Below are 11,728 nucleotides of genomic sequence, written 5' to 3'. Positions count from 1 at the left end.
CGGGCTACTTGAGCGGGATCGTGGTGCCGGCCGGCATCGGCACGGCGCTCACGCTGTTTTTCGCGCTGCCGCTGACCACCCGGTCGCTGTACGTGAGATACACCAGCGTATTGCGCTTCGCGTCGACCACCCGCACCACGTGCAGCGATTTGAAGATCAGCGACATGCTCACCGAGAACACATCGGCCTGTTGCTTGAGCGGTCCGGTGAAATGGATCGCGCCGACCTGACGGCAGGCGATGGACGCCTCGGTCGGATCTTCGGCGATACCGAGCGTGCCCTTGACGCCACCGGTTCGCGCTCGCGACACATAGCAGGTCACGCCCTGGACGATCGGATCGTCGTACGCTTCGACCACGACGCGATCGGAACCGGTGATGCGGAAGTTGGTATTGACGCTGCCGACTTCTTCGCCGTGCGCGGAGGGCAGTAGCAGGGCGGCAGCGGTTGCAAGGGCGAAGCTCAACGAGGTGGGTTTCATGGGTTGCCGGAAGTGAGCACGTGAGTTGAGCGCGACAAGGCGTGCGAGTTGGATGCGAAGTGCGCGCGCAGAAGTCGCCATCGTATAACGGCGCGCCCGTGAAAGGGCTGGTGCAAATGGGCTGGCGTGCTGGAGCGCTGGAGGTTGCGGCGGTTGGCGATCTTGAGATCGATGAGCGAAGCGTGGCTCGCAAAATGCACGTCGAAAAACAAAAAGGCCCGCACGAATGCGGGCCTTTCAAATTTTTTGGCTCCTCGACCTGGGCTCGAACCAGGGACCTACGGATTAACAGTCCGGCGCTCTACCAACTGAGCTATCGAGGAACAGCAGTGCAACTTGATCTACATAAAAAAGCCCGTATTGGTTAACGGGCTTTTGAAATTCTTGGCTCCTCGACCTGGGCTCGAACCAGGGACCTACGGATTAACAGTCCGGCGCTCTACCAACTGAGCTATCGAGGAACAGAACAACAAACAGCAGAGAAGCGAAATTGTAGAAGCAGCTTAAGCGCCTGTCAATACCCTGCGCGGCTCGTTTTCACTTGAATCGACCCATGAGATCCGAACCGAGGGGACAGGCGGTCACGCTCAGCGAGCGAGCAGCTCGAGCTTTTCCTTAATGTCCTTGAACTCGTCGGCTTCCGGCAGCGGAGCCTTGGTCTTGGTGATGCTCGGCCAGTTTTTCGCCAGGTCGGCGTTCAGCTCGATGAAGTTCTGCTGGTCGCCCGGCACGTCTTCTTCGGCATAAATGGCATTCACCGGGCACTCGGCCACGCACACGGCGCAGTCGATGCATTCGTCGGGGTCGATCGCGAGGAAGTTGGGACCTTCGCGAAAGCAGTCCACGGGACACACATCGACGCAGTCGGTATAGCGGCACTTAATGCAGCTTTCGGTCACAACGTGAGTCATTCAGGCAGCTCCTGCATGCAGAATCAGGGAAGGCGAATACGCCAAAAGCGCTATTGTAACGTAACGTCAAGAGGCGGTTGCAGCATCGGGCTACGGCTTTTATACGTTTTCGTGATTAGTTTATGGTGGGCTGAACAGCCGTCCTTCGGCACGCGGAATTCGCGTGCATTCGGGTAACATGCGTCAGGTCGGCGGCCATGGGGCACGCCGCATGCGCATAGGTTGAGTCAGGCCTTCCGTTCTTCCTGCGGTCCAGTTCGCACCATCATGATTATTACTTCGCTGCTCGACACCGATCTGTACAAGTTCACGATGATGCAAGTGGTGTTGCATCACTTTCCCGCCGCGAACGTGGAATATCGCTTCCGCTGCCGTACGCCGAATGTCGATCTCGTGCCGTATATCGCCGAGATTCGCGACGAAGTGCGCAAGCTGTGCGATCTGCGCTTTACCGACGACGAGCTCGACTACCTGCGGCGCATGCGCTTCATCAAGGGCGACTTCATCGAGTTTCTCGCGCTGTTCCATCTGAACGAGAAATACATTTCGATTGAGCCATCGCCGAAGGGCAATGGCGAAATCGACATCGAGATCAAAGGACCGTGGCTGCATACGATCCTGTTCGAGATCCCGATGCTCGCGATCGTCAACGAAGTCTATTTCCGCAACACGCAGCAGAAGCCCGACTACAGCGAAGGGCGCGGCCGTCTTGTCGAGAAGATCCAGTTGCTGGGCGCCCGCCCGGAATTCGCCGACTGCAAGATCGCCGACTACGGCACCCGCCGCCGCTTCTCGAAACAATGGCACGAGGAAGTGATCCTCACGCTCAAAGACGGCCTGGGCGAGCAGTTCGCCGGCACCAGCAACGTCTTCTACGCGATGAAGCACAGCCTCACGCCGCTCGGCACGATGGCGCACGAATACCTGCAGGCTTGCCAGGCGCTCGGTCCACGGTTGCGTGACTCGCAGATCTTCGGCTTCGAAATGTGGGCCAAGGAATATCGCGGCGACCTGGGGATTGCGCTCTCCGACGTGTACGGCATGCAGGCTTTCCTGCGCGACTTCGACATGTACTTCTGCAAGCTGTTCGACGGCGCGCGCCACGATTCCGGCGATCCGTTCGACTGGGGCGAGCGCCTGCTCAAGCATTACGAAGAGAATCGCTGCGACCCGCGCACCAAGATCCTCGTGTTCTCCGACGCCCTTGATATTCCCAAGGTGCTGCAGTTGTACGAACGATTCCGCGGCCGCTGCAAACTGGCCTTCGGCGTGGGCACCAACCTGACCAACGACCTCGGCTACAACCCGCTGCAGATCGTCATCAAGATGGTTCGCTGCAATGGTCAGCCCGTGGCCAAGCTGTCGGATTCGCCGGGCAAGAACATGTGCGAAGACAAGGCCTATCTGGCGTATCTGCGCCAGGTGTTCGGCATCGCGCAGCCTGAGGAAGAGGTGTCGAAGTAAGCCGCTTCGTCTGCGGCTGTCCGCTGCCGGTCTTGCGTTGCCGTTACTTTGCCCGTGCGTCCGGCGGCCCGCAATAGGCCGTTCGGCCAGGGTGTTCGCGCGCAGGGTGGCCGGTATAATCCTCGTCACATTGCACGGCTGTCGACACGAGGATTTCGCATATGGACACATCGATTGCCCGCCGCAACATCCTGGCGCGCATCCGCGCAGCGCAAGGGCGTGAGCCCGAGCCGTCCGCTGCCGAACGCGAGGCTGCCGCCGATTACGTGGCGCGTCATCCGCCGGGTCCGCGACCGGAGATGTCGGCCGATCTGAGCGCGCGCTTCATCGAAGAAGCCCAGAAAATGGCGACCACGGTGGAGCAGGTTCAGGCAATGAGCGAGGTGCCGGCCGCCGCGCATCGCTATCTCACGCAGCACGCTTTGCCGTTGCAAGCCATTGCCTGGCAAACGCTGCAGGACCTGCAGTGGGCCGAAGCCGGCCTCAGCGTCGAATTCCGCAAGCCGCGAGACGGCGACGTGGTGGGTCTCACCGGCTGCTTCTGCGCAACGGCCGAAACCGGCACGCTGGTTTTGCTGTCCGGTCCGCAGACGTATGCGTCGGCCGGTCTGCTGCCGGAAACGCACGTCGCGATCGTGCCGGCTTCGCGCATCGTCGCAGGTCATGAAGAGGCTTTCGACCTGATTCGCAGCGAGCGCGGCGAATTGCCGCGCGCGGTCAATTTCGTCTCCGGGCCATCGCGCACCGGCGATATCGAACAGACCATCGTGCTCGGCGCGCATGGGCCTTACCGGGTGCATGTGATCGTCGTGCAAGGCGCCTGAGCAGCGCGCGCATCGGTGTCTTTGGCCATCGCGGCCACCGTAATAACAAGGACTTCAAGAATATGAAAGGGCACGCCGGTTGGGCGAGCATGGCGCTCGCCATTGTTGCATCGACGTTGGCGGGTTGGTCTCAACCGGCCGCTGCCGCGACGCTGGACGGCGCGACCTTGTCCGCGCTGTGGGGCTTGCCGTTCGCCGGCGTGCTGCTGTCCATCGCGGTGTTCCCGCTGGTGGCGCCGGCGTTCTGGCATCACCATTTCGGCAAGATCGCGGCAGCGTGGGCGCTGCTGTTCCTCGTGCCGTTCGCGCTCACGTTCGGAACCGGCGTGGCGTTCGGCGCGCTCGTGCATGCGTTGCTCGAGGAATACATTCCGTTCATCGTGCTGCTCACGGCGCTCTATACCGTGGCGGGTGGCATCTGCGTGCGCGGTAATCTGCACGGCACGCCGCGCCTGAATACCGGCATCCTCGCGCTCGGCACCTTGCTGGCGAGCATCATGGGCACGACCGGCGCGGCCATGCTGTTGATCCGTCCGTTGCTGCGCGCCAACGACAACCGCAAGCACGTGGTCCACGTGGTCGTGTTCTTCATTTTTCTGGTGGCGAATGCCGGTGGTTCGCTCTCGCCGTTGGGCGATCCGCCGCTGTTCCTCGGTTTCCTGCAAGGCGTCAGTTTCTTCTGGACCACCACGCATCTCGCGCTGCCCATGCTGTTTGTCTGTGCGGTGCTGCTCGGCGGGTTCTACGCGTTGGACTCGTATTACTTTCATCGGCGCGAAGAAGAGCGTTCGCGCTTTCTCGATCCGACGCCGGACTCGCCGTCGCTCGGTATCGACGGCAAGATCAATTTTCTGCTGCTCGGCGCGGTAATCGGCTTGGTGTTGATGAGCGGGTTGTGGAAGCCGGGCATCGAGTTCGACGTGTTCGGTACGCACGTGGCGTTGCAGAACGCCGTGCGCGATCTCGCGCTGATCGGCGTGACGTTGCTCTCGCTGGTGTTGACGCCGCGCACGGCGCGCGCCGGCAACGATTTCAACTGGGCGCCGATCGAAGAAGTGGCCAAGCTGTTCGCCGGCATCTTCGTGACGATCGCGCCGGTCATCACGATCCTGCGCGCCGGCCGCGAGGGCGCGTTCGCGGGCATCGTCGATCTGGTCAACCACGCGTCGGGCCAGCCGCACGACGCGATGTACTTCTGGGCCACCGGCCTGCTGTCGTCGTTTCTCGACAATGCGCCGACCTATCTCGTGTTCTTCAATCTGGCCGGCGGCGACGCGCAGACCCTGATGACCACCGGGGCCACCACGCTCGCCGCCATCTCGGCAGGCGCGGTGTTCATGGGCGCGAATACGTATATCGGCAATGCGCCGAACTTCATGGTGAAAGCGATCGCGGAATCGCGCGGCGTGCGTATGCCGAGTTTCTTCGCATATCTCGGCTGGTCTTGCACGGTGTTACTGCCGCTGTTTCTCGTGACCGGCTGGCTGTTCTTTTAACGCACAGTTTCGAACCAACCCGACCCGAACCGACCTTTATCGCCGAGGCAAACCAGCTCGACGCGCTATACGGAGAATGGCAATGCAAAAGATCCTCGTCGCCCGTCCGATTTTTCCCGATGTGATCGAACGGCTCAAACAGTATTTCGACGTCGACTGGAATCAGGGCGAGGTCATGGCCGCCGACGACCTGACGCGTCGTCTGGCGGACAAAGACGGCGCGCTGACCGCGGGCGATCCGGTCGGCGTGGCCGCCCTCGCGGCGGCGCCGCGTTTGCGCGTGGTGTCGAACATGGCCGTGGGTTACAACAACTTCGACATGGCCGCGTTCAATGCGTCGAACGTGCTCGCCACCAATACGCCGGACGTGCTGAACGAGTCGACCGCGGACTTCGGCTGGGCGCTGATGATGGCGGCCGCGCGCCGTCTCGCTGAATCGGAGCATTGGTTGCGCGCGGGTCAATGGCAGAAGTGGGCGTACGACGGTTTTCTCGGCAGCGACCTGTATGGCTCGACGCTCGGCGTACTCGGCATGGGCCGGATCGGCCAGGCGCTGGCGCGTCGCGCGAAGGGTTTCAATATGCAGGTGATTTATCACAACCGCTCGCGTGTCGCGCCGGAGATCGAAGCCGAACTGAACGCCGAATACGTGTCGAAGCAGGACCTGTTGCGGCGTGCCGATCATGTCGTGCTGGTCTTGCCGTACACCAAGGAAAACCACCACACGATCGGCGCCGCCGAATTCGCCTTGATGAAACCGAGCGCGACGCTGACCAATATCGCGCGCGGCGGTATTGTCGACGACGCCGCGCTGGTCCACGCGCTGCGCTCGAAGCAGATCGCCGCCGCGGGGCTGGACGTGTTCGAAGGCGAGCCGAAGCTCAATCCGGATCTGCTCACCGTGCCGAATATCGTGCTGACGCCGCACATTGCCAGCGCGACCGAAGCCACGCGCCGCGCCATGGCGAACCTCGCCGCAGATAACCTGATTGCCGCGTTGGGCGAAGGACCGCGCGCCGGTCGTCCGCCGAATCCGATCAACCCCGAGGTCATCGGCCGGGCGCGTTCATGACCCTGATTCTGGTGGCGGCCGTCGCGGTGCTGGCGGTCGCCTTGCTTATCGCGTTGGCCGTGTTGCTGCGCGGCTCCGGCCGCGCGGAGGACAGCGAGCCGTTCGAACTGGTCAACGAGCGCATCGACGCGGCGGCCGACGCGCAAGCCCATGCGTATGAACGCCTCGAGCGGCAACTGCGCAATGACATCGCCGAGACGGCGCGCGTGTCGCGCACCGAGCAGAGCAGCGGCTTCGCGCATTTTCAGCAGACGCTCGCGGCGCAGTTCAGCAGCATGACCACGGTGCAGGGCGGCAAGATCGACGGTTTCGCGCAGCAGCTCGACGCCGTGCGTCACAGCTTGCAGCAGCAGGCGCAGCAGGCGCGTGACGAGCAGGGTCGTTCGCTCAAGCAGTTCGGCGATACGCTGAGCCTGCAACTGGGGCAACTGACCGAAGCGAACGATCGCCGCTTCACCGAAGTGCGCGCGACCATCGAGCAGCGGCTCAAGGACATCGAGGCGAATAACTCGGCCAAGCTCGAGGAAATGCGCCGCACCGTCGACGAAAAGCTGCACGCCACGCTCGAACAACGCCTCGGCGAGTCGTTCAAGCTGGTGTCCGACCGGCTCGAACAGGTGCATCGCGGATTGGGCGAGATGCAGACATTGGCGGCCGGTGTCGGCGATCTGAAGAAGGTGCTCACCAACGTCAAGACGCGCGGCACATGGGGCGAAGTGCAACTGGAAGCGTTGCTCGACCAACTGCTCACCGCCGATCAATACGCGAAGAACGTCGCGACGGTGCCGAAGAGCACCGAGCGCGTCGAATTCGCGATCAAGCTGCCGGGTCGCGCGGAGCAAGGCAGCACGGCCACGCCCGTATGGCTGCCGATCGACGCCAAATTCCCGCGCGAAGATTACGAGCGCTTGATCGAAGCGCAGGAGCGCGCCGATCCGGTCGCGGTGGAAGAAGCGTCGCGCGCGCTGGAAGCGCGGATTCGCGCCGAGGCTCGCACAATCGCGGAGAAGTACGTGGCGCCGCCGCATACCACCGACTTCGCGCTGCTGTTCCTGCCGACCGAAGGGCTCTACGCGGAAGTGCTGCGTCGGCCGGGTCTCACCGACATGCTGCAACGCGACTATCGCGTGACGATCGCCGGTCCGACTACGCTGACCGCGTTGCTCAATAGTTTGCAGATGGGTTTCCGCACGCTCGCGATCGAGAAGCGCTCGAGCGAGGTGTGGCAGGTGCTTGGCGCGGTGAAAACGGAGTTCGGCAAATTCGGCGACGTGCTGGCCAAGACCAAGGCGCAACTGGAAACCGTTACGCGTTCAATCGAAGCCGCCGAAACGCGCACGCGGGTGATGAACCGCAAGCTGCGCGATGTCGAAGCGTTGCCGGGCGAAGCGGCGAGCGGCTTGCTCGGCGATGCGCTATCTGGCGTGGAGCCTGACGAGCAATTGGGTGAATAGGGCGGAACGTGGGGCGCGCGCCACTCAGGCGCCCGTGCCCGCAGCCAGCTTTGCTAGCGCGTCGCCTGTCAGACGCACTACGCGCCAATCCGGCATCACGGTTGCGCCCATCTTTTCGTAGAAGTTGATGGCCGGCTGATTCCAGTCCAGCACGGTCCACTCGAAGCGTCCGCATTGGCGCTCCACCGCCAACGCCGCGAGGCGCTGCAGTAAAGCACTGCCCAGTCCGCTGCCGCGCCGGCTCGGCTGCACGTAGACGTCTTCCAGATACAGTCCGCGCGTGCCGACAAAACTCGAATAATTGTGGAAGAACAGCGCATAGCCGACGATGCGCCCTTCCTGTTCCGCGACCAACGCTTCGATCGACGGCCGCGTGCCGAACAGCGCGTCGCGCAGACCGTCTTCGGTCGCGACAAACACGTGTGTGAGGCTTTCGAACTCCGCCAGTTCGTACGTCAGCGCGAAGATCGCGCTGGTGTCCGCGGGCGTGGCGGCGCGGATCGCTGCCGGCATCAGGCTTCTTCCGGCGCGTCGCTCAACTGGATTTCAATACCGCCGAAGCGTGACGCCACCCAGTTGTACGCGTGGCACGCGATCCACAGCAGGATGAAGCCGAGAATCGCGTTCAGCAGCAGCGCGCTGAACACGGTGCTCAATTCCACCGAGCCGTAACGGAAGAACGCGACCAGCACGCCGAGCAGCACGAGCGGCACCGAGAACGTCAAATACACGAGGATCAGTGCTTTGGCCGTCTGTCCCGGTGCGATGAACGAGATCTGTTTTTTCATGTAAGTCAAACCCGTGAGTCGTAGTGGTAATGGGTGAAGCTGCAACTAGTCGCCAGAGTAGGCGCGGGGCGCCGAAGCGTCAGATGAGGCCGTCGAACGGCATGATAGCCACTTGTTGCCCTTGGGCGATCTCGCCCTCATCGTGATCGAGCACGATGAAACAATTGGCTTCGCTCATGGAACTCAGCACGCCGGAGCTTTGCGAACCGGTTGGCGTGACGTGCCATTCTCCTTGCTCGCTCTGAACCGCCACGCCGCGCTGGAATTCCGTACGGCCGGCGCGTTTGCGGATGGCCTGGCGGCTCGTGGCGCGAATCACCGGCAGCGGCTGTGGCGTGGCGCCCGACATGAGCAGCAGCGCCTCGCGCACGATCTGATAGAACGTCACCATCACGGCCACCGGGTTGCCCGGCAACCCGAAGAATAGCGCGGGAAGTCCGAGACCCGGGCGCTCGCCCGACCAGACGCGGCCAAAAGCGAGCGGTCGACCGGGGCGCATGGCGAGGCTCCAGAACGCGACGTCGCCGAATGTTTGCAGCAATTGCTTGGTGAAATCGGCCTCGCCGACCGAGACGCCGCCGGAGGTTAGCACCATGTCGGCATTGGCCGCGGCGCTGCGCAATGCGGCTTCCAGCGCGGCCGGTTCGTCGCGCACTACGCCGAGGTCGAGCGTGTCGACGTTCAGGCGCCGCAGCATGGCAAACAGCGTGTAGCGGTTGCTGTCGTACACCGAGCCCGGGTCGAGCGGCTCGCCGAGCGAACGCAATTCGTCGCCGGTCGAGAAGAAGGCAACGCGCAAACGCCGCCGCACATTCACCTCGCCGATACCGAGCGAAGCCAGCAAGCCCAGGTCCGACGCGCGCATGACACGGCCGGCCCGCAAAGCCACGTGGCCGCGAGCGAGGTCTTCGCCGGCGAGACGCCGGTTGGCGCCCGGCGCTACCGCGTGGCCGGCAAAGCGGATCGACGTGCATTCGGCATTGCGTTCGACCCGTTCCTGCGGCACCACGGTGTCGCAGTCTGCCGGCATGCAGGCGCCGGTCATCACGCGCACGCATTGCGTCGTCGCGACGCCGCCTTCGTATGGATGCCCGGCCAGCGCCTTGCCGACGATCGTCAACTCGACGGTTGCCGTATCGCCCGCCAATGCGGCGCGCCGGAACGCGTAGCCGTCCATGGCCGAATTGTCGTGCGACGGCACGGCGATCGGCGACACGATGTCGACGGCTAGCACGCGGTCGAGCGCATCGCGCAATGCCACGCGTTCAACTGCCGCGACCGGCGCGGCCCATTGACGAACAATCGCCTGAGCCGCCTTGACGGGCAGCGCGTGAGGATCGTACTGCGCGACGCAGCGGGAAAAGTCGTTAAGCGTGGTCATGAAGGGCTGGGCGTCGCGACCGGTGGCCGGAGTGGAAACGCGCGGCGTGTGCCGTGTGGCCGGAGCGGGATTTCACCGGGGCCTCAAGCGCGCTCGAGGTCGGAGAGTTCTTGTAACGAATTGATATTGTAAAACGCGCGCTCGTCGGTAAAGGTGACTTCCACCGTCTTGTGGCGTGCGTACCACGCGCGAACTTTGCGCTCACCCGCGTCCAGAAAGGCCGCCAGGTCGTCCGCGAGCGTCGTGCGCAGCAGCGCGAAGACCGGGTGCAGCGAGACTTCGCCCTGGGCGTCGGCAGTCGTGACGGTGGCGATGTCAGCCTGGTTCGCGTCCATGGCGTGCGCGAGGCGCATGGCCAGATCGGCAGGCAGGCCGGGCGTGTCGCACGGCGCGCTGAGCAGGTAGGCGGTGCGCGCGGTGCGCAGCCCGGCGAGCAAGCCGGCTAGCGGGCCGGGGAAGCCGGGGAGGGTATCGGCCACGATCGTGGCACCGAACGGCGCACCGAGCGCCGCGTAGATTTCCGGATGACGATTGGCGCTGATCAGCAGGGCGCCGCACTGCGGTGCGAGGCGCTTCAGTACGTGGGCGGCGAGCGGTTCGCCGTGCAGTGTTTGCAGGCCTTTGTCGACGCCGCCCATGCGCATGCCGCGGCCGCCCGCGAGCACCAGACCGGTGATGTGTTCGCGTGTCGGTTTCATGCTGTCATGCGCCGGTCGTTCAGCCGCCGATGTACGACATTTCGACGCGCCGGCTGTCCAGCACGCGCGTCTCGGCGGCGCTGCTGCCGCGCAGTTGCGAATAGCGGTCGCCGCGGCCCTGCCAGATTTCGGCGACGGCGGTGGCGATGCCCGCGTCGTTCGCGCCACTGCGCAACAACGCCCGTAAGTCGTGACCGGCCGACGCGAACAGGCACAGGTACAGCTTGCCCTCGGTCGACAGACGCGCCCGCGTGCAACTGCCGCAAAACGCGCGCGTCACGCTCGAAATCACGCCGATCTCGCCGCTGCCGTCCACATAGCCCCAGCGCTGCGCGGTCTCGGCGGCGCTGTGCGCGTCGAGCGGGGCCAGCGGGAAATGTTCGGCGATGCGGGTGACCACCTCGGCGGATGGGAGTACCTCGGTCATGTTCCAGCCGTTCGAGGTGCCGACATCCATATATTCGATGAAGCGCAGCACCGCGCCCGAACCTTTGAAATGGCGCGCCATCGGCACGATTTCACAGTCGTTCGTGCCGCGCTTGACGACCATGTTGACCTTGACCGGTGCCAGCCCCACCGCGTGCGCCGCGGCAATGCCGTCCAGTACGTCGGCGACCGCGAAGTCGGCGTCGTTCATGCGGCGGAACAGGCTGTCGTCGAGCGCGTCGAGACTGACGGTGACGCGGGTCAGGCCGGCGTCTTTCAGGCTACGCGCCTTGCGCGCCAGCAGCGAACCGTTGGTGGTCAGAGTCAGGTCGAGCGGCCGGCCGGCCGGCGTGGTGAGCTGCGCGAGCCGTTCGATCAGGAATTCCAGATTTTTACGCAGCAGCGGCTCGCCGCCCGTCAGGCGGATTTTCTCCACGCCATGTGCGACGAACAGTCGCGCCAGTCGTTCGATTTCTTCGAAGCTGAGCAAGGCGCTGTGCGGCAAGAACGTGTAGTCCTTGTCGAACACCGCGCGGGGCATGCAGTAGACGCAGCGGAAATTGCAACGATCCGTCACCGAGATGCGCAAATCGCGCAGCGGGCGCGCCAGCGTGTCGTGCAGCACGCCGATGGGCGTCTGCACGGGGCCGGCAATGACCGGCGCCGCGCTGAAATCGGCAACAGGGATGATGCGTCGGGACATGAAATGCTTCGGTTAGTGCTTGAAAATAAA

At 63.7% G+C, this 11,728-nt stretch carries 12 protein-coding genes and 2 tRNA genes; 5 read left to right on the top strand and 9 right to left on the bottom strand.

Annotated features, from left to right (window positions below):
- Positions 1 to 4: 4 nt before the first annotated feature.
- The 4 genes from FA94_RS05090 to fdxA form a co-directional block, all read right to left on the bottom strand.
- Complete coding sequence (locus FA94_RS05090) at positions 5 to 481, bottom strand: CreA family protein (protein WP_035547419.1); 477 nt, start codon at positions 479 to 481, stop codon at positions 5 to 7.
- 247 nt (positions 482 to 728) lie between these two features.
- Positions 729 to 804: transfer RNA gene (locus FA94_RS05085), tRNA-Asn, on the bottom strand.
- Positions 805 to 866: 62 nt separating this feature from the next.
- A tRNA-Asn gene (locus FA94_RS05080) sits at positions 867 to 942 on the bottom strand.
- Between the two features lie 126 nt (positions 943 to 1,068).
- Complete coding sequence (fdxA, locus tag FA94_RS05075; protein ID WP_035547417.1) at positions 1,069 to 1,392, bottom strand: ferredoxin FdxA; 324 nt, start codon at positions 1,390 to 1,392, stop codon at positions 1,069 to 1,071.
- A gap of 267 nt (positions 1,393 to 1,659) precedes the next feature.
- Here fdxA and pncB point away from each other — a divergent pair, with 267 nt between their 5' ends.
- The 5 genes from pncB (at position 1,660) to FA94_RS05050 (ending at position 7,702) form a co-directional block, all read left to right on the top strand.
- The gene (gene pncB, locus FA94_RS05070; protein ID WP_035547414.1) at positions 1,660 to 2,856 is read left to right on the top strand and encodes a nicotinate phosphoribosyltransferase; all 1,197 of its coding nucleotides are present in this window, start codon (positions 1,660 to 1,662) and stop codon (positions 2,854 to 2,856) included.
- Positions 2,857 to 3,017: 161 nt separating this feature from the next.
- Positions 3,018 to 3,680, top strand: coding sequence for a LutC/YkgG family protein (locus FA94_RS05065; RefSeq protein WP_035547411.1), 663 nt, complete (start codon positions 3,018 to 3,020; stop codon positions 3,678 to 3,680).
- A 62-nt stretch (positions 3,681 to 3,742) separates the two neighbouring features.
- Positions 3,743 to 5,176 carry a sodium:proton antiporter gene (locus tag FA94_RS05060; RefSeq protein ID WP_035547408.1) on the top strand — a complete coding sequence of 478 codons (1,434 nt, stop codon included), beginning with the start codon at positions 3,743 to 3,745 and terminating at the stop codon, positions 5,174 to 5,176.
- 82 nt (positions 5,177 to 5,258) lie between these two features.
- The gene (locus FA94_RS05055; RefSeq protein WP_035547407.1) at positions 5,259 to 6,248 is read left to right on the top strand and encodes a 2-hydroxyacid dehydrogenase; all 990 of its coding nucleotides are present in this window, start codon (positions 5,259 to 5,261) and stop codon (positions 6,246 to 6,248) included.
- Positions 6,245 to 7,702, top strand: a complete 1,458-nt coding sequence (locus tag FA94_RS05050; protein ID WP_035547404.1) for a DNA recombination protein RmuC — start codon at positions 6,245 to 6,247, stop codon at positions 7,700 to 7,702. Before FA94_RS05055 ends, FA94_RS05050 begins: the two co-directional genes overlap by 4 nt.
- 24 nt (positions 7,703 to 7,726) lie before the next feature.
- On the opposite strand, the gene FA94_RS05045 is transcribed toward FA94_RS05050, so the two are convergent.
- From FA94_RS05045 to moaA, 5 genes are all read right to left on the bottom strand, one after another.
- On the bottom strand, positions 7,727 to 8,215 hold the full coding sequence (locus tag FA94_RS05045) for a GNAT family N-acetyltransferase (protein WP_035547399.1): 489 nt from the start codon (positions 8,213 to 8,215) through the stop codon (positions 7,727 to 7,729).
- A complete protein-coding gene (locus tag FA94_RS05040; RefSeq protein ID WP_035547397.1) occupies positions 8,215 to 8,490 on the bottom strand; it encodes a hypothetical protein in 276 nt (91 codons plus the stop codon). The genes FA94_RS05045 and FA94_RS05040 overlap by 1 nt, the downstream gene beginning before the upstream one ends.
- Positions 8,491 to 8,569: 79 nt before the next feature.
- Positions 8,570 to 9,871, bottom strand: a complete 1,302-nt coding sequence (gene moeA, locus FA94_RS05035; protein ID WP_035547394.1) for a molybdopterin molybdotransferase MoeA — start codon at positions 9,869 to 9,871, stop codon at positions 8,570 to 8,572.
- Between the two features lie 83 nt (positions 9,872 to 9,954).
- Positions 9,955 to 10,569, bottom strand: coding sequence for a molybdenum cofactor guanylyltransferase MobA (mobA, locus tag FA94_RS05030; RefSeq protein ID WP_035547391.1), 615 nt, complete (start codon positions 10,567 to 10,569; stop codon positions 9,955 to 9,957).
- A 19-nt stretch (positions 10,570 to 10,588) separates the two neighbouring features.
- Positions 10,589 to 11,698 (bottom strand): GTP 3',8-cyclase MoaA, encoded by a 1,110-nt coding sequence (gene moaA / locus FA94_RS05025; protein WP_035547389.1) that lies wholly within the window; start codon positions 11,696 to 11,698, stop codon positions 10,589 to 10,591.
- Positions 11,699 to 11,728 lie beyond the last annotated feature (30 nt).

The sequence above is a fragment of the Burkholderia sp. 9120 genome, from assembly GCF_000745015.1.
Taxonomy (GTDB): Bacteria; Pseudomonadota; Gammaproteobacteria; order Burkholderiales; family Burkholderiaceae; genus Paraburkholderia.
This window is presented reverse-complemented; position numbering and strand designations above follow the sequence as displayed.